This window comes from Sphingobium sp. VMM (assembly GCF_056790315.1).
Map to the genome: position 1 here is coordinate 37,704 of NZ_JBXGSI010000014.1, position 17,684 is coordinate 55,387.

17 protein-coding genes are annotated in these 17,684 nt (G+C 65.8%); 11 read left to right on the plus strand and 6 right to left on the minus strand.

Annotated features, from left to right (window positions below):
* The first annotated feature begins 119 nt into the window (after positions 1–119).
* Positions 120–689 (plus strand): NADPH-dependent FMN reductase, encoded by a 570-nt coding sequence (locus ACUCV3_RS17715; RefSeq protein WP_048936185.1) that lies wholly within the window; start codon positions 120–122, stop codon positions 687–689.
* Here the strand turns inward: ACUCV3_RS17715 and ACUCV3_RS17720 are convergent.
* The gene (locus ACUCV3_RS17720; protein WP_279729463.1) at positions 652–1,980 is read right to left on the minus strand and encodes a dicarboxylate/amino acid:cation symporter; all 1,329 of its coding nucleotides are present in this window, start codon (positions 1,978–1,980) and stop codon (positions 652–654) included. The two genes, ACUCV3_RS17715 and ACUCV3_RS17720, sit on opposite strands and share 38 nt — an antisense overlap.
* Positions 1,981–2,117: 137 nt before the next feature.
* Between ACUCV3_RS17720 and ACUCV3_RS17725 the strand changes: the two genes are divergently transcribed.
* Positions 2,118–3,002 (plus strand): bestrophin family protein, encoded by an 885-nt coding sequence (locus ACUCV3_RS17725; RefSeq protein ID WP_010335581.1) that lies wholly within the window; start codon positions 2,118–2,120, stop codon positions 3,000–3,002.
* A 60-nt stretch (positions 3,003–3,062) separates the two neighbouring features.
* On the opposite strand, the gene ACUCV3_RS17730 is transcribed toward ACUCV3_RS17725, so the two are convergent.
* Both ACUCV3_RS17730 and pdxH read right to left on the minus strand, forming a co-directional pair.
* On the minus strand, positions 3,063–4,394 hold the full coding sequence (locus ACUCV3_RS17730; RefSeq protein ID WP_004209753.1) for a dicarboxylate/amino acid:cation symporter: 1,332 nt from the start codon (positions 4,392–4,394) through the stop codon (positions 3,063–3,065).
* Between the two features lie 179 nt (positions 4,395–4,573).
* The gene (gene pdxH, locus ACUCV3_RS17735; RefSeq protein ID WP_279729459.1) at positions 4,574–5,149 is read right to left on the minus strand and encodes a pyridoxamine 5'-phosphate oxidase; all 576 of its coding nucleotides are present in this window, start codon (positions 5,147–5,149) and stop codon (positions 4,574–4,576) included.
* 135 nt (positions 5,150–5,284) lie between these two features.
* On the opposite strand from pdxH, the gene ACUCV3_RS17740 reads away from it, so the two are divergent.
* The 6 genes from ACUCV3_RS17740 to ACUCV3_RS17765 all read left to right on the plus strand — a co-directional run bounded on the left by ACUCV3_RS17740 (position 5,285) and on the right by ACUCV3_RS17765 (position 11,998).
* Complete coding sequence (locus ACUCV3_RS17740; RefSeq protein ID WP_010335582.1) at positions 5,285–6,205, plus strand: DnaJ C-terminal domain-containing protein; 921 nt, start codon at positions 5,285–5,287, stop codon at positions 6,203–6,205.
* A gap of 56 nt (positions 6,206–6,261) precedes the next feature.
* Positions 6,262–7,185, plus strand: coding sequence for a YihY/virulence factor BrkB family protein (locus ACUCV3_RS17745; RefSeq protein WP_099232815.1), 924 nt, complete (start codon positions 6,262–6,264; stop codon positions 7,183–7,185).
* Positions 7,182–7,988 (plus strand): enoyl-ACP reductase FabI, encoded by an 807-nt coding sequence (gene fabI / locus ACUCV3_RS17750; RefSeq protein WP_279731573.1) that lies wholly within the window; start codon positions 7,182–7,184, stop codon positions 7,986–7,988. The genes ACUCV3_RS17745 and fabI overlap by 4 nt, the downstream gene beginning before the upstream one ends.
* A gap of 27 nt (positions 7,989–8,015) precedes the next feature.
* Entirely contained in the window at positions 8,016–9,089 is a 1,074-nt protein-coding gene (gene aroC / locus ACUCV3_RS17755; RefSeq protein WP_482240939.1) for a chorismate synthase, read from the plus strand.
* Positions 9,090–9,351: 262 nt separating this feature from the next.
* Positions 9,352–11,133: a sodium:proton antiporter gene (locus tag ACUCV3_RS17760; protein WP_279731569.1), complete on the plus strand. Its 1,782-nt coding sequence runs from the start codon at positions 9,352–9,354 to the stop codon at positions 11,131–11,133.
* Positions 11,134–11,212: 79 nt separating this feature from the next.
* Complete coding sequence (locus ACUCV3_RS17765) at positions 11,213–11,998, plus strand: PhzF family phenazine biosynthesis protein (protein ID WP_482240940.1); 786 nt, start codon at positions 11,213–11,215, stop codon at positions 11,996–11,998.
* On the opposite strand, the gene ACUCV3_RS17770 is transcribed toward ACUCV3_RS17765, so the two are convergent.
* Positions 11,995–13,119, minus strand: a complete 1,125-nt coding sequence (locus ACUCV3_RS17770; RefSeq protein ID WP_279731565.1) for a serine hydrolase domain-containing protein — start codon at positions 13,117–13,119, stop codon at positions 11,995–11,997. The genes ACUCV3_RS17765 and ACUCV3_RS17770 overlap by 4 nt on opposite strands.
* Before the next feature lie 38 nt (positions 13,120–13,157).
* Here ACUCV3_RS17770 and ACUCV3_RS17775 point away from each other — a divergent pair, with 38 nt between their 5' ends.
* The 3 genes from ACUCV3_RS17775 to ACUCV3_RS17785 all read left to right on the plus strand — a co-directional run bounded on the left by ACUCV3_RS17775 (position 13,158) and on the right by ACUCV3_RS17785 (position 16,010).
* Positions 13,158–13,478, plus strand: coding sequence for a hypothetical protein (locus ACUCV3_RS17775; protein ID WP_004209764.1), 321 nt, complete (start codon positions 13,158–13,160; stop codon positions 13,476–13,478).
* 197 nt (positions 13,479–13,675) lie between these two features.
* Positions 13,676–15,448, plus strand: a complete 1,773-nt coding sequence (gene recQ / locus ACUCV3_RS17780; protein ID WP_037521909.1) for a DNA helicase RecQ — start codon at positions 13,676–13,678, stop codon at positions 15,446–15,448.
* A 133-nt stretch (positions 15,449–15,581) separates the two neighbouring features.
* Positions 15,582–16,010, plus strand: a complete 429-nt coding sequence (locus ACUCV3_RS17785; RefSeq protein WP_004209769.1) for a protein tyrosine phosphatase family protein — start codon at positions 15,582–15,584, stop codon at positions 16,008–16,010.
* Positions 16,011–16,203: 193 nt separating this feature from the next.
* Here the strand turns inward: ACUCV3_RS17785 and dmeF are convergent, their stop codons facing one another.
* Complete coding sequence (gene dmeF / locus ACUCV3_RS17790) at positions 16,204–17,232, minus strand: CDF family Co(II)/Ni(II) efflux transporter DmeF (protein WP_482240941.1); 1,029 nt, start codon at positions 17,230–17,232, stop codon at positions 16,204–16,206.
* Positions 17,229–17,501 (minus strand): metal/formaldehyde-sensitive transcriptional repressor, encoded by a 273-nt coding sequence (locus ACUCV3_RS17795; protein WP_010335593.1) that lies wholly within the window; start codon positions 17,499–17,501, stop codon positions 17,229–17,231. The genes dmeF and ACUCV3_RS17795 overlap by 4 nt, the downstream gene beginning before the upstream one ends.
* Between the last annotated feature and the right edge of the window lie 183 nt (positions 17,502–17,684).

A 17,684-nucleotide genomic window follows, 5' to 3' on the forward strand; every position in this document is an offset into this window, starting at 1 on the left:
GCGTTCCGTCATGTGAAATGCAATTTCGTATCGTGAGATATTGAAAGATTGCAAGGCCGGCTGGACCCGATCGGGACAGGATGCGACAAGTCTGTCGACATCCAGACAGGAGGCTCCGCATGGCACTCGACATCCTCGTCCTCTACGGCTCCTATCGACGCGGCCGGCTTGGTATACGGCTGGCGGATTATCTGATCCGCAGCTTTGAGGGACTGGGCCACAGGGCGGAACTGGTCGATGCCAAGGCCGTGGGCCTGCCGATGCTCGACCTGCGCTATAGCGACTATCCCGCCGGCGAGGCGCCCGCCGCCATGGCGCAGCTTGCCGAACGCCTGTCCGCCGCCGATGCCTTCGTCTTCGTCGCGGGCGAATATAATCGCGGCATGCAGCCGGGGCTCAAGAATCTGGTCGACCATTATCTCAAGGAGTTCGACCGCCGCCCCGCCGCGATCGCCAGTTACTCGATGGGCCGCTTCGCCGGGGTCAACAGCCATGCCGACTGGACGGTGACGCTGTCCGCCATGGGCATGGCGGTAATGCCCGAGCGGCTGAGCGTCGGCCAGATCGGGCAGACGCTGGATGAAAATGCCGAGCCTCACGGTGACGGCGGCGCGGCGCTGGACCGTGGCTTTGCCGGGTTCGCCGACACGCTCATCTGGTGGGCGCTGGCGGCGAAGGCGCAGCGCTGATTTCCTCGCGCGCCGATATCACCGTCGCGGCCACCAGGTCGCCGGTGACGTTGAGCGCGGTGCGGCACATGTCGAGCAGCCGGTCGACGCCCAGCACCAGTCCGATCCCCTCGGGCGGGATGCCGACCATCGCCAGGATCATCGCCACCACCGGCAGCGACCCGGCGGGCACGCCTGCCGTGCCGACCCCGCCCAATATGCAGACCAGCATCACCATCAGCTGCTGGCCAAGGCTGAGGTCGACATGGAAGAATTGGGCGAGGAACAGGACGGTGATCCCCTCGAACATCGCCGTGCCATTCTGGTTGGCGGTGGCGCCGATGGTGAGGACGAAGCGGGCGATGCGACGCGGCAGGTGCAGCTTCTCCTCCGCAACGCGGATGGCGGTTGGCAGGGTGGCGTTGGAGGAGGCGGTGGCGAAGGCCATGACGCTCGCTTCCTGCACGGCGGCGAAGAAGCGCAGCGGCGACCGGCGCGCCAGCAAGGCGATCAGCAGCGAATAGATGCCGAACATCTGGATCGCGAGCGCGAGCAGCACGACCCCAACATAGGCGGACAAGCGCAGCAGCAAGTCCCAGCCGAACTGGGCGGCGAGGTTGAACATGAAGCAGGCGATGGCGATCGGCGCCAGGCGGATGACGATCGAGATGAGGCGCATCGTCACCGCGAACAGCCCCTCCATCGCGTCGAGCAGCAGCTTCGTTTCCTTCGTCTGCACCAGCACCAGCCCGATGCCGAAGAAGAGGGCGAAGACCATCACCGCCAATATGTCATTGTCGGCCATCGCCGCGATCACATTGTCGGGGACGATCGCGATCAGCGCCTGCATGCCGGTCGGCGTGTCGGCGCCGCGGTCGAGGATCGCCTTGGCCCCCTGGCCTGCATCGGCCAGCAGTGCGCGCGCCTGCGCCGGATCGACACCGCTGCCCGGTTGCAGCAGGTTGACCAGCGCCAGGCTGATGACGACGGCGATACCGGACACGATCAGCGTATAGAGGAGGGTGCGCAGGCCTACTCGGCGCAGCGAGCGCATCTCGCCCATTTCGGCGATGCCGACGATCAGCGCGGAAACCAGCAGCGGGATCACCAGCATGAACAGCAGGCGCAGGAAGACCTGGCCGATCGGGCCGGTGAGATAGCGGGTGACCGCATCGATCCAGGGTGCGCCGGGGGTTACGGCATAGGCGATCAGCCCGGCGGTGAGGCCGATCAGGAAGCCGGCCAGCATCTGCCACTGCAGCGAGAAGGCCGCGCGCCGGCTCGCCTGTTCCTCTGTGCCCGGATCACTCATGGCCTCTCCTCTTCCTCCCGACCAACGAGCCATGCGGAAGCGGGTTGCGCGGCCGGCAATATTTCGTTTCGTTAGGGCATCGACGGAGCATAGGCGCATGCTCGGGCGTTGGGCCGGTTCACCAGAAGGAGTCTTGCATGATCGTTGATGCCGTCCCCAGCATGCGCCGGATCGCATCGGAAGTGTGGAAACCGCTGACCGCGCTGTTCGTGTGGGACTGTGCGGTCACGGCCGCTTATTATCTATTGCCGTTCAAGGCCCCCTCGCTGCCGCTCACCATCTTCGGTTCGGCCCTCGCCCTGTTCCTGGGCTTCCGGTCGAACAGCAGTTACCAGCGCTGGTGGGAAGGGCGCACCTTGTGGGGGGCGATGATCAACGCTTCCCGCAGCCTGGCGCGTTCGGCGCGCAATTTCCTGCCCGATCCGGAGGCCCGCGACCTCAAGCGCGAGATCGTGAAGCGCCAGATCGCCTATGTGAATGCGCTGCGCTGCCAGTTGCGGCGCCAGACGATCGGCGAGGATGTGACCAAATTCCTGCGCGAGGAGGACAAGGGCAAGGCGCTGGCGCGCGCCAATCCGGCCAATGGCCTGCTCGACAGCACGGGCCGGCGGATCGACATGGCGCGGCGGGAAGGCTGGATCGATACGATCCAGCAGACGCAGATGGAAAAGGTGCTGGTCGACATCGCCAATGCCCAGGGCGGGATGGAGCGGCTGAAGAACACGCCGCTGCCTTTCCAGTATCGACTGCTGCCGGTCGTGTTCACCCATCTCTTCTGCATCCTGCTGCCGATCGGGCTGGTCGAGACGCTGGGTTTCGCCACGCCGCTCGGTTCGACGGTGGCGGGCCTGATGTTCATGGCGGTGCTGCGGATCGGCGATGATCTGACCGATCCCTTTGCCGACAGCGTGCATGACGTGCCGCTGACCGCGATGTGTCGGACGATCGAGATCGACCTGCTCCAGTCGATCGGAGATCCGGCGCCAGACCCCGTCACGCCGGTGCGCGGCGTCCTCTGGTAAGAAAAAGCCCCGCCGGCATGATGCAGGCGGGGCTTTTTCTTTGATATTGAAGCGCGGGCTTTAGCCCTTGCGGTCTTCGTCGACCATGTCGGAGGCCAGTTCCAGCCCCGCCCGGCCATGGGACGGGGTATGGGCCGGCGCCTTGGGATGGGGCACGTCGACCGGCTCCTCCACTTCTAGCATGCCTTCCCACTTGGTGATGACCGAGGTGGCGATGGCATTGCCCAGCACGTTGGTGGCGGTGCGGCCCATGTCCATGAAATGATCGACCGCCAGGATGAAGGCGACGCCCTCGACCGGTAGGTCGAACTGGCCGAGCGTGGCGGCGACCACGACCAGCGAGGCGCGCGGCACGGCGGCGATGCCCTTGCTGGTGACCATCAGGACGAGCAGGATCGTGATCTGGGTCGCGATCGGCAGGTCGATGCCATAGGCCTGGGCGATGAAGATGGTCGCGAAGGTCGCATACATCATCGAGCCGTCGAGGTTGAAGCTGTAGCCCAGCGGCAGCACGAAGCTGTAGATGCGGCGCGGCACGCCGAACCGGTCGAGCTGTTCCAACATCTTAGGATAGGCGGCTTCCGACGAGGCGGTCGAGAAGGCGATCAGGATCGGTTCGCGGACATAGCGGATCAGCTTGAACATTCGCTTACCCAGGAAAATCGCACCCGCGCCGAACAGCAGCACCCACAGGCAGATGAGGGCGATGTAGAATTCGCCGACCAGCGCGCCATAGGTCTTGAGCACGCCCAAGCCCTGCACCGTCACCGACGAGGCGAGGGCGCCGAACACGGCGAGCGGCGCGACCCGCATGACATAGCCGGTGACCTGCAGCATCAGCTCGACCAGCGCCTCGATCACGGTGATGATCGGCTTGCCCTTTTCGCCGATGGCGGTCAGCGCCACGCCGACGAACAGCGAGAAGACGACGATCTGCAGGATCTGATTGTCCGCCATCGCGCCGATCATCGACGTCGGGAAGACGTGCAGGATGAAGTCGCGGAAATTGAGCGCTTCGGTGTTGACGCCTGCATCCGCGCCCGACCGGACGAGGTTGAGGCCGGCACCCGGCTCGAAGAAATTGACGAAGATCAGGCCCAAGGTCAGCGAAATGAGGCTGGCGATGATGAACCAGGCGAGCGCGCGCCCGCCGATCCGCCCCAGTGCCGCGCTGTCGCCCATATGGGCGATGCCCGCGACCAGCGTGGAAAAGACCAAAGGCGCGATGATCATCTTGATCAGATGAAGGAAGATGTCGGCCAGAAGATGGAAGTAGCCCGCCACATCCTTGGCCAGCGCTTCATCCCCGCCGACCCAGAGATTGGCCACGAAGCCCACGATCACGCCCAGGACCATGCCTGTCAGGATGTAGGCCGTCAGTCGATTTCGCATTATATTCCTCTAGCCAGCGAGCGGTCCGCCCGCGCATTCATTCTGTTCTGCTGGGTGGTGACACCTAACAGGCGCCCGGCCAGCCCGCAATCGGGCAGGCTTGGACTGTGCGGGGATAGACGAATGAGCCACCATATTCCGCGCCCTGTTTTACGGCAGGACAATGGCATGGTGCTCGCTCAGGGGTAGAGAAGCCCCTCGTTCCAGGCATTTTCCTGGCGCGTGAAGACGCGCCGTTCATGCAGGCGATGCTCGCGGTCCTGCCAGAACTCGATCCGTTCCGGGGTCAGGCGGAAGCCCGACCAGTGGGGTGGGCGCGGCACCGGGCCGCCCTCGAACCGGGCGCGCACCTCTTCATAGCGATCCATGAAGACGGCGCGCGAGGGCAGCGGGCGGGACTGGTCGGAGGCCCAGGCGCCCAGCTGGCTGTCGCGGCTGCGGGTGGCGAAATAGGCGTCGGCGGTGGCGTCGTCGACCGGGCCGACGCTGCCCTCGATCCGGATCTGGCGGCGCACCGACTTCCAGTGGAACAGCAGGGCGGCATGCGGATTGGCGAGCAGGTCGCCCGCCTTGCGCCCTTCGAAATTGGTGTAGAAGATGAAGCCGTCGGGGCCATGGCCCTTGAGCAGCACCATGCGGACCGACGGGCGGCCCTGTGCATCGGCCGTGGCCAGCGCCATGGCGTTGCTGTCATTGAGTTCGGTCTCGCGCGCCTGCGCATACCACTCGTCGAAAAGGGCGAAGGGATCGGTCATGCCCCTGCCTTAGATTCCCGGCACCGCACTGTCGATACGGATGCGCCGCAGCTTGAACGATGCCCGGCCTTCGGCCACATAGGGGCGATATGGCCGTGATGCGGCAAATACCGGTTCAGCATAACAGGATGATAGATGGCGGATCCCTATTCCACTCTGGGTGTGGCGCGCAGCGCGAGCGAAGCGGAGATCAAGTCCGCCTATCGCAAGCTGGCCAAGCAATATCACCCCGACAAGAATCAGGATAATCCCAAGGCGGCGGAGAAATTCTCGGCCGTGACCAACGCCTATGACCTGTTGTCGGACAAGGACAAGCGGGCCCGTTTCGACCGGGGCGAGATCGATGCCGATGGCAATCCGACAGCCCCCTTTGGCTTTGGCGGCGGTGGCGGCGGGCGTGGCCGTCCCGGCGGGTTCGAGTTCAACGAGGGCGGCGCCGATTTCGGTGACATTTTCGAAGGCCTGTTCGGCGGTGCGGGCCGTCGCGCCGGGGGCGGCGGTGGTTTTGGCGGCTTTGGTCGCGGCGCGCCGCCGGCCAAGGGGGCCAATGTCGCCTATCGGCTGGCGGTGCAGTTCGTTGACGCCGCGACGCTGGCGCCGCAGCGCATCACCCTGCAGGATGGCAAGACGATCGACCTGAAGCTGCCCGCCGGGGTCGAAACCGGCACACAGATGCGTCTGACCGGCAAGGGGCAGCCGGGCGCCGGCGGTGCGGGCGACGCGATCGTCACCATCGAGGTGAAGTCGCATCCCTTCTTCAAGCGCGACGGCGACAATGTGCTGCTCGATTTGCCGATCACCATCAACGAGGCCGTCAAGGGCGGCAAGGTGAAGGTGCCGACCGTCGATGGCCCGGTGATGCTGGGCGTGCCGGCCGGCACCACATCGGGCAAGACGCTGCGCCTGCGCGGCAAGGGCTTTACCGGCAAGGATGGCCAGCGCGGCGACCAGCTTGTGACCTTGCTGATCGACGTGCCTGCCGATGATCCGGTGATCCTCCAGCTGGTCGAGGATTGGCAGGATGGTCGCGCGGTGCGGACCCATCTGGGCGTCTAGGACGTTCGGCGAGGGTGCCGCTGCCTTCCCCCTATAGTCCGGAGTCGCGCCGCCACATGGCGGCGCAGGCGCAGGAGAAATTCCATCGCCAGATCGATCGGGTCCGGCCGGGATCGCGCAGCTTCGAGATCGCCAAGCGGGTGATGGTGGGCGTCTATAGCGACGGGTTCATCCATGCGGGGAACCTGGCCTATCTCTCGCTGATGACGCTGTTTCCCTTCTTCATCGTCGCCGCCGCCGTCGCCAGCGTCTTTGGCCGCACGTCGGACGGGCTGTCGGCGGTGAACGCCTTTCTCTACACCGTGCCGCGCGGCGTTGCCGATGTCGTGCGCCAGCCGATCAGCGATGTGTTGCAGGCCCGTTCCGGCAATCTGCTCTGGTTCGGTGGTCTGGTGGGGCTCTGGACCGTGGGCAGCCTGATCGAGACGATCCGCGATATATTGCGCCGCGCCTATGGGACGAAGAGCACCAAGCCCTTCTGGCGGTATCGGCTGGCGTCGGTGGGCATCACCCTGGTCAGTGTGCTAGCTGTGATGTTCGCCTTTTCGATGCAGGTGATGATAACGGCGGTGGACCAGCTGCTCCACCGGCTGCTGCCCTTCGCGGATGAGGCGATCGCCTGGGTTTCCTCGGCCAAGCTGGTGCCGATGGCGATATTATGCGTGGCGCTCCACTCGCTCTATGTCTCGCTGACCCCGTCGCTCTACCGTGACAAGCGCTTTCCCAAATGGCCTGGCGCCGCCGCCACCGCGCTCTGGTGGTATGCCGTCACTCTGCTATTGCCGGTCACATTGTCGATGCTGGGCGGCTATGACCGGACCTATGGCAGTCTGGCCGGTGTCATGATCACCCTCATTTTTTTCTTTCTCGTGGGGCTCGGCGTGGTAATTGGCGCCGAATTGAATGCGGCACTGGCGGAATTTCCGGAAGACGAAGCAGCCGGCACCGTGCAGGATAAAGGGAACGGAACGACGATATGACAGGCTTGATGGCGGGAAAGCGCGGGCTGATCATGGGCCTGGCGAACGATAAGTCGCTGGCTTGGGGTATTTCGAAGCAGCTGCATGCGCAGGGCGCGGAACTGGCCTTCTCCTACCAGGGCGAGGCGCTGGCCAAGCGCGTCAAGCCGCTGGCGGAACAGCTCGGCTCGGACTTCCTGATCGACTGCGACGTGTCCGACATGGCGAAGCTGGATGAGGCTTTTGCCGAGATAGAGGCGCGCTGGGGCAAGCTGGACTTCGTCGTCCATGCGATCGGCTTTTCCGACAAGAATGAGCTGCGCGGCCTCTATGCCGATACCAGCCTCGACAATTTCCTGATGACCATGAACATCTCGGTCTACAGCTTCGTCGCCGTCGCGGCCCGCGCGCGCAAGCTGATGAAGGAAGGCGGCAGCCTGCTGACGCTGAGCTATTATGGCGCGGAAAAGGTTATCCCCCATTACAACGTCATGGGCGTGGCCAAGGCGGCGCTGGAAACCAGCGTCAAATATCTGGCGATGGACCTGGGCCCGGAAAATATCCGCGTCAACGCGATCTCGGCCGGCCCGATCAAGACGCTGGCCGCCAGCGGCATCGGCGATTTCCGCTACATCATGAAGTGGAACGAGTTGAACTCGCCGCTGCGTCGCAACGTGACGATTGATGATGTCGGCGGTGCCGGCCTTTACCTGCTGTCGGACCTCGCTTCGGGCGTGACCGGAGAGATTCACCATGTCGACGCGGGCTATAATGTCGTCGGCATGAAGGCCGAAGACGCGCCCGACATCGCGCTGGACAAGTAAGAACGACGCGACCGGATTGGAACGGATATGAGCTTCAACACATTCGGTCGCGTCTTCCGCTTCTCGACCTGGGGCGAGAGCCATGGGCCGGCGATCGGCGCGATGGTCGATGGCTGCCCTCCGGGCCTGGCATTGAGCGAGGCGGACATTCAGCCCTGGCTCGACCTGCGCAAGCCGGGCACATCGAAGTTCACGACCCAGCGGCGCGAGCCCGATGTGGTGCGCATCCTGTCGGGCGTGTTCGAGGGCAGGACCACCGGCACGCCGATCAGCCTGATGATCGAGAACACCGACCAGCGATCGAAGGATTATTCGGAGGTCGCCAAGGCCTATCGTCCCGGCCATGCCGACTATGCCTATGACGCCAAATATGGCTTTCGCGACTATCGCGGCGGCGGGCGCTCCTCGGCGCGCGAAACCGCCAGCCGGGTCGCGGCCGGTGCAGTGGCGCTGCTCGTCATCCCCGAAGTCGATATCTTCGCCTATGTGAGCGAGATCGGCGGCGACGCGATCGACTATGGCAATTTCGACGCGGCGCAGATCGGCCAGAATCCCTTCTTCTGTCCCGACGCCGAAGCCGCGGTGCGCTGGGAAGCGCTGGTCGATGGCGCGCGCAAGGATGGCTCGTCGCTGGGTGCAGTGGTCGAATGCGTCGCATCGGGCGTGCCGGCCGGCTGGGGCGCGCCGCTCTATGCCAAGCTCGACAGCGAACTGGCGAGCGCGATGATGAGCATCAACGCGGTTAAGGGCGTGGAAATCGGCGACGGCTTCGCAGCCGCCCGGCTGCGCGGCGAGCAGAATGCCGATCCGATGCGGCCCGGCGCCGATGGTCCGGTCTTCCTCGCCAATCATGCCGGTGGCATCGCCGGCGGCATTTCGACCGGCCAGCCGGTCAAGGTGCGGATCGCCTTCAAGCCGACCAGTTCGATCCTGATTCCGGTCGAGACCGTGACGCGCGAAGGCGATGCGTCGGACATCATCACCAAGGGCCGTCATGACCCATGCGTCGGCATTCGCGGCGTGCCGGTGGTCGAAGCGATGATGGCGCTGGTGCTGGCCGACCAGAAGCTGTTGCACCGCGCCCAGTGCGGGGCCGACTGACGCGCCGAACCGCGCCAATCGCGCGCCGAATGTGCAAAAGATGCGAGACGACTCACCCATGTTACGCTAGGATGACATGGTCACCCGCGGGAGGGTGAGCGGCAGAGCGTAAGCCTGGGGAGCGTCAGCACGCCATGCGTGGATTGACGGTCAAAACGTCCCCTGACGCCGCGACACGGGCCAGCCATGCAACCATGGCTGGCCCATTTCGTTTCACCTCCGTTAGAGACGCGATCACGCGATCAAACGGGGGCAAGACGAGATGCATTTCATCACCGCGCTATTGGGCATCTACCGCGCGGAAATCGGCCTGGTCATTCTCGCCTGCATGTTCGTCGCCTTCGTGCGCGAACGCTATTCCCCGACCGTCGTTTCCGTGCTGGGTGCCTGTGCCTTCGCGCTGCTCGGCCTGCTCGACGAGAAATCGCTCTTCTCCGTCTTTTCGAACAGCGCGCCGCTGACCGTGGGCGCGATGTTCGTGCTGTCGGGGGCGCTCATTCGCACCGGCACGATCAACCGCATCGCCGATCTGGTCATGGTACGGGCGCAGAAGCATCCGCGGCTGGCGCTGATCGAGGTTGCGGTGGGCACGGTGCTGCTGTCGGCTTTCCTCAACAACACGCCGGTCGTCGTGCTGCTGATCCCGATCATGTTCCGGCTGGCGCAGGCGACCGCCTATCCGGTCAAGAAGCTGCTGATCCCGATGAATGCGGTGGCGGTGATGGGCGGCTGCGTTACCCTGATCGGCACATCGACCAACCTGATCGTCGCGGGCATCGCGGCCGAACAGGGCATGCAGGCCTTCGGCATTTTCGATATCACCCCCTATGGCCTGGCCGGCACCATTGCCGGCGTCATCGGCCTGGCCTGCCTCAGTTTCCTGCTGCCCAGCGACCCGCCCTCGATCGCGGGCGAGAATGGCGGCAATGTGCAGGAATATCTGACCGAACTGGTCGTGACGCCGGACAGCGAGGTGGTCGGACGGGAGATTGGCGAATTGTCCGTCCTTGGCCGCTCGGTCACCTTGATCGGGCTCAAGCGGGCCGGCGAGATACGACGCCACGACCTGGAGCAGGAGGAACTGCATGTCGGCGACCGGCTGATCGTCTGCGCCGATGGCACGGCGATCATGACGCTGCGCGAATCGGGCGATTTCGAACTGGGCATTGCCGCCGATTCCGAGACTTCGGCGCGAGAGGGTACGGTGATCGAGGCGATGGTCGCGCCCAGCCACCCCTCGATCGGGGAGCGGCTGATCGACATTCCCTTCCTTCATGCCCTGCGCGTCCGTCTGATCGGCATCCATCGCGCCCGCCATCTGCCGGGGCCGGACCTGGCCGATACGCGGGTGCGCGGCGCCGACCGGCTGCTGGTGGCGGGCAGCGACGACGCGATGCGTTCGCTGAAAGACAATCCCAACCTGATCGGCGTCGACATCAGCCGGACGCGCGCCTTCCGCCCGCGCAAGGCATGGATCGCGATCCTGGCGATGGCCGCGGTGGTGATCCTGTCGGCGCTCGACGTGATCGGCATCGGCCTGGCCGCCTTCATCGCCGTCGGCGTGATCCTGGTCACCCGCTGCATCGATGCGGAGGAAGCCTGGGCGGCGATCGACGGCGATGTGCTGATCCTGATCTTTGCCATGCTGGCGGTCGGTCTGGCGCTGGAACAGGCGGGCAGCGTCGCGCTGATGGTCGGCTGGATCACGCCGTTGATGCAGGTCGCGCCGCAATGGAGCCTGGTCTTCATCGTCTATTTCGCGGCGCTGATCCTGTCCGAGCTTCTCAGCAACAATGCGGTCGCGGCGCTGTTGACGCCGCTCACCATCGCGCTGGCGCATCAACTGGGCACCGATCCGCGTCCGCTGGTGATAGCGTTGATGATCGGCGCATCGGCCTGTTTCGCGACGCCGATCGGCTATCAGACCAATGCGCTGGTCTATGCCGCGGGCGATTATCGCTTCGCCGATTTCGTGCGCATCGGCGTGCCGCTCAACCTGATCGTCGGCACCGCGGTGTGCGCGGCGCTGTTGATTCTGGGCTAGGGACCAATTGCCCGCATCCGGCCCTGTCGGCACGGATGCGGGCCCGGCATGAAGACGGCGATCCATCAGGAGTATCGCCATGACCCGCCTTCGCTTCACCCAGGTCGACGCCTTTGCCGACGCGCCCTTCACCGGCAATCCGGCGGCGGTGATGCCGCTCGACGCTTGGCTCGATGATGCGGTGCTGCAGGCGATCGCGGCGGAAAACAACCTGTCCGAGACCGCCTTCACCGTGCCGTCGCCGGACGATGCGGAGGCCGATTATGCGCTGCGCTGGTTCACCCCGGCGGTCGAGGTGAAGCTGTGCGGCCATGCCACGCTGGCGAGCGGGCATGTGCTGATTGAGGGCGAGACCATCCGCTTTCGCACCCTCCATGCCGGGGTGCTGACCGTGACCCGCGCGGGCGAGGGCTATGAACTGTCGCTGCCGGCCTGGACCAGCGCGCCGAAGGCGCTGCCGGAGCTGGCGGCAGGGATGGGCGGGGACATCGTCGAGACACGCTGGCGCGAGGGCGGCTATGCGATCTTCGTCTATCGCGACGCCGATGCGATCCGTGCGCTGGAGCCTGATTTCGCGACCCTGCGCAAGTTGGGCGATAATCTGCTGATTGCGACCGCGCCGGGCGACGACAGCGACATCATCAGCCGTGTCTTCGTGCCCGGCGGCGGGATCGACGAGGATCCGGTGACCGGATCGGCCCATGGTCTGCTGACGCCCTATTGGGCGGAGCGTTTGGGTAAGAGCGCAATCAGTGCCTATCAGGCGTCGGCGCGGGGCGGGCGGCTCGGTTGCCGGCTGGAGGGCGACCGGGTGGTGATGACCGGCGCCTGTCGGACGGTGATCGAAGGCATATTCACCCTTTAACCGGGGAAGAGGCCGATCAGCCGGGCCAGTTGCGCCTTCACAGCTGCGCGCTGCTCCTTCTTGGGCGACATGCCGATCCGCACGATGGTCAGCCGCTGGCCGGGTGCGACCAATATATATTGGCCATTATGGCCGACGCAGCCGAACAAGCTGGCCGAGGCGAGGCCGGGCATCAGCGCGCTTTCGCTGCTGTCCCGGTTGAGCCAGAGATGGGCGCCATAGGCCGTGTTCCGCGGCGAGGGCGCGCGCATATAGTCGACCCATTTTTCCGGCACGATCTGATGGCCGTTGGGCGAGCGGCCATGGTTGCGCAGCAATTCGCCAAAGCGGCCATAGTCGCGCGCGGTCATGTGCATGATCGAACCGCCGATCAGCGTGCCATTGGCGTCATATTCGGGCGTCAGGCTGGACAGCTTGCCCGGCGCCTTCAGCCGGCCGTCGATGAACATCTGCATCGCCCGGCGACGCACGTCGGGATGGGGGCTGTTGGTCAGCATCCGGGTCATCAGGTCCGACAGGATCATCGTGCTGCCGGTGGAGTAGGAGAAGACCTCGCCGGGAACATGCGCGAGCGGCTTGGATTCGGCATAGGCCGCCATGTCCTGCGCGCCGTCCATGAACAGCATGCGCACGGTGTCGCCGTCGGTGATCGGTTCGCCATCCTCGGCATGGTCGAGGCCCGAGGTCATCGACAGCAACTGGCGCAGGGTGATGCGGCCGCGCGGATCGCCCGGTTGGCTCCAGGCCGCGACCGGCACCGGCGAATCGAGCGCCAGCCGCCCGTCCGACACCATCAGGCCGACCAGCACCGCGGTCACGCTCTTGGCCATCGACCAGGACAGCAATTTCGTGTCGGGGGTGATGCCGGGGGCATAGCGTTCGGCAATCACCTTGCCGTCACGCATGACCAGCAGGGCGCGGGTATCGCCCATGTCCTTGTCGTCGAACAGCGGATCGATCGCGCCGCGCAGCGCGCTGGCGTTGACCACGGCGTCGGTGTCGACGCTATAGACGGGCTCGGGCGCATGCGCCGCGCGCCCCGCCAGCGTGCCGGCCAGGACGAGCGCCACCAGTCCGGCACCCATGGCAAGGCGCTTTACGATTCGCTTCTCGATCTGCATAAGCCGGCGCCCTTAGCATGGAGGCGGGAAGAAGGACCATGGCGGTTCGTGGTAAATGGTGGATCGTCGCCGGACTGATCCTCTTCGCGCTGCTGGCGGCGCTGGCGTGGAACTGGTCGACCCTGCGTGCCCGCGCGCAGCTCGGCTCGGCCTATGGTGCGCGGCTGACCTGTTCCTGCCGCTATGTCGAGGGTCGCGCCATGGGCAGCTGCCAGGGCGACAAGGAGCCGGGCATGGCGATGGTGCGGCTGACCGACAAGCCGGAGGAGCGGGCGGTCGAGGCGCATGTCCCGCTGCTGGCGTCGCGCACCGCGCGCTTCAAGCCGGGCTGGGGCTGTCTGCTCGACCCGGCAGGCTAAGCGCGTGTTTGAGAAATCGCGAAAGAGCGATTTCTGATACGGCACCAGCCCGCTCCCCCACCCGGCCACCCATAGAATACTGCCGTTGGGTGGCCGGGTGGGGGAGCGGGCTGGTGCCGGAATGCGCCATCTGGCGCATCTCAAACAGACACTCCGCGCCACTGGCACCTGTGGCCCTGACTCGCTAAGGCCAGTCCATGCCCCGCGACATTCCCACGCTGCTCCACGATATTTTCGGCTTCACGACGTTCCGCGGTGTGCAGGAACAGGTGGTCGGCCGGGTCATGGCGGGGCAGCCGACGCTAGCGATCATGCCGACGGGCGCGGGCAAGTCGCTCTGCTATCAGCTGCCGGCCGTGGCGCTCGATGGCTGCTGCGTCGTCGTCTCGCCGCTGATCGCGCTGATGCATGACCAGCTGCGCGCGGCGACCGCCGTGGGCATCCGTGCCGCCAGCCTGACCAGCGTCGATGCCGACTGGCGCGAGACGCAGGACCGGCTGCGCAATGGCGAACTGGACCTGCTCTATGTCGCGCCGGAACGGGCGAGCGGCGAGGGGTTCCGCAATCTGCTGCGCTCGGCGAAGGTCGCCCTGTTTGCGATCGACGAGGCGCATTGCGTGTCCGAATGGGGGCATGATTTCCGCCCCGACTATCGCCTGCTGCGGCCGCTGCTTGATGAGTTTCCCGATGTCCCGCGTCTCGCCCTGACGGCAACGGCGGACGCGCATACCCGCAAGGACATCCTCGTCCAGCTCGGCATTCCCGAGGATGGCCTGATCATCTCCGGTTTCGACCGGCCCAATATCCGTTATGCCGTCCATCCGCGCGATGGGCTGACCCGGCAGCTGGCCGACCTGCTTGCCGCCAATCCGGGGCCGGGCGTCGTCTATGCGCCGACCCGCGCCGCGACCGAGAAGCTGGCCGAGACGCTGGGGCGCGGCGGCCGGGCGGTGCGCGCCTATCATGCCGGCATGGACCCGGCCCAGCGCGCCGCCAACCAGGCCGCCTTCATCGCCAGCGAGGATATGGTGATGGTCGCCACCGTCGCCTTCGGCATGGGGATCGACAAGCCCGACGTGCGCTTCGTCGCTCATGCTGGCCTGCCCAAGTCGATCGAGGGCTATTATCAGGAATCGGGCCGCGCCGGCCGCGATGGCGAACCGGCGGTCGCGCATCTCTTCTGGGGAGCGGAGGATTTCGCCCGTGCCCGCCAGCGCATCATGGAGCTGGAACCGGCGCGCCAGCAGGGCGAGCGGGCGCGGATCGCGGCGCTGGGCGCGCTGGTGGAGACGGCGACCTGCCGTCGGGCGATCCTGCTGCGGCACTTCGGCGAGAATCCGCCGGCGACCTGCGGCAATTGCGACAATTGCCTGACCCCGCCGGCCAGTGTCGACGCGACCGAAACCGCGCGCAAATATCTGTCGGCCGTCTATCGCACCGGGCAGAGCTTTGGCGCGGGTCATATCGAGGCGGTGCTGAGCGGCGCCGTCACCGACAAGATTCGCGAGCGCGGGCATGACAAGATCTCCGTCTATGCGATCGTCGATGGCGACGAGACGGCGCTGCTGCGGCCGGTGTCGCGCGCGCTGCTGGTGCGCGACGCGCTGGAGACGACCGAGCATGGCGGGCTGATGCTCGGCCCCAATGCCCGGCCGATCCTGCGCGGCGAGGAGGAAGTGCGCATCCTGGTGCCGCCGCGGCGCGAGCGGAAGAAGCGCAACGCCCGCAATGGCAGCGATGCCAATCCGGTCGGCGATCCGCTGTTCGACGCGCTGCGCACCTGTCGCCGCGAACTGGCGCAGGATGCCGGGGTGCCGCCCTATGTCATCTTCCATGATTCGACGCTGCGCGAGATGGCCGAGCAGCGGCCGGCGACCATCCACGAACTGGGCATGGTGAGCGGCGTCGGGCAGAAGAAGCTGGATGCCTATGGCGATGCCTTCTTGGCGGCGATCCGGCCCTATCTGTAGCGGATGAGCGTGTGGCCCCGTTTCTCGACAGGCTCGAAACGAACGGATGAAGGGGCATCGATGCCGGTTGGGCGTGCAGACGCTTGAATCCTGTGGCGGGCGGGCGCATGGCGGGGGCGAAGGAGATTTGCCCATGTTCCGCCAGTTGACCGACCGCCTCTATGTCTCGCCCCAGATCAGTGTCGATCAGGTGGAGACCGCCAAGGCGCTGGGCGTGACCATGATCATCAACAACCGTCCCGATGACGAGGAACCGGGCCAGACCAACGGTGCCGCGGTCGAGGCAGCGGCGATCGACGCTGGTGTCGCCTATGCCGCCGTGCCGGTGGCTCATGGCGGCTTCGCGCCCTGGCAGCTCGACGGCATGGCCGCCGCGATCGAGCAGGCGGGCGAGGGCAAGATATTGGCCTATTGCCGGTCGGGCACGCGCAGCACCCTGCTGTGGGCGCTGACCCGCGCGCGGGCCGGCGACGATGCCGATGCGCTGTCGGCGCAGGCGACGGCTGCGGGCTATGATCTTGGCCCGGTGCGCCAGATCATGGATGCGTTGAAGCCCGCCTGAAAATAGGATTTCGTCCGCTTAACTTCGCATATTTCCCGCACATTTCGACATTTCCTTACGCAAGTAGGAAATCATGTTGCGAGGGGATGGGGACGCCGGACGATGGGAAAGAGCCGGGCGCAGCCTAACATGGGCCCGGTTCTGTAGGACAGGGCGGGGGAGCGGGCCGGAACCGGCTTTCTCAAGCGGCCGCTCAGCCGCACTCCACGGTGACATGCTCCATGCGCGGCAGGCTGCGCACTCGTTCGCGGACCTTCGGCCCGTCGGCGCCGGGCGCCAGGCTGATGATCGCGGCATGGGCGTGCGGGCCGATGCGCCAGACATGGAGGTCGCGGATGGTGGCGCCTTCGGCTTCGACCAGGCCGCGCACCCTGGCCATCAGCGCGGGTTCGGCGGTGTCGAGCAGGATGGCGGCGGTGTCCTTCATCAGGCCCCAGGCCCAGCGGGCGATGACCACGGCGCCGAGCAGGCCGACCGCCGGGTCGAGCCACCACCAGCCGAGATAGCGGCCGGCCAGCAGCGCGGCGATCGCCAGCACCGACGTCAGCGCATCGGTCAGCACATGAACATAGGCGGCGCGCAGATTATCGTCGGCATGGCCGCCCTTGTGGTCGTGATCATGGTCGTCATGCGCGTGACCGTGCGCATGCCCATGATCATGGCTATGGTCGTGGCCGAGCAGCAGGGCGCTGACCAGATTTATGACCAGGCCGATGATGGCGACCAGGGTTGCCTCGCCAAAGGCGACCTTCACCGGCTCGAACAGGCGCATGCCGGATTCGATCGCGATGAACAGCGCGGTCAGCAGCAGCAGCAGCGCCGAGGCAAAGCCGGACAGGTCGCCGACCTTGCCGGTACCGAAAGTGTAGCGCGGGTTGCGGGCATGGCGCCTGGCATAGCTGTAGGCGGCGGCGGCCACCGCCAGCGCGCCGGCATGGGTCGCCATGTGGAAGCCGTCGGCCAGCAGCGCCATCGACCCGGTGATCCAGCCAAAGGCGATTTCCACCACCATGGTCGCGGCGGTCAGCCAGACGACCCACAGGGTGCGCCTGGCATTCTTGTCATGCCCGGCGCTCAGATAGATATGGTCGAAATAATGGCGTTCCGCGCCATCCTTGTCGGTCGGCGGCGGGGCGGCCGGGGCGGGATGATGCGCATGGTCATGGTTGCAGCCGGCGCCATGATGATGGTGCCCATGGGCGTGATCGTCGTGCATGGTCATTTCCCGTAGCGGCGGATCAGCGCCAGCATTTCTTCGGTGGCGGCCGTGCGCGCTTCGTCGGTCAGGCCGGGGCGGGCGACATGTTCGCGCATATGCTGTTCGATCAGCTCCTCCATCAGGCTGCCGACCGCGCCGCGCACCGAGGCGACCAGCTGCAGCGTTTCCGAGCAGCCCGCGTCGCCCGCCAGCTGGCGCTCGACGGCGTTGACCTGCCCCGCGATGCGGCGCACCCGCGCCAGCAATTTGTCCCGATCCGCGATGATGTGCATAGGATACCCCCCTATACTATGTGGATAAGTTGAGCAAGGCGTGGGGGGATGGAGCGGGGGCGCCAGTTGGAGCCGAGAATCGACGCGACAGTCGAAGTTCACAGTGTCGTGCGGGTAAATTCGGGCCAATGCGCCGGCCAAGCGCCTGCCGCGCGCCGGTGAAGCGACAGGCGCGCGACAACC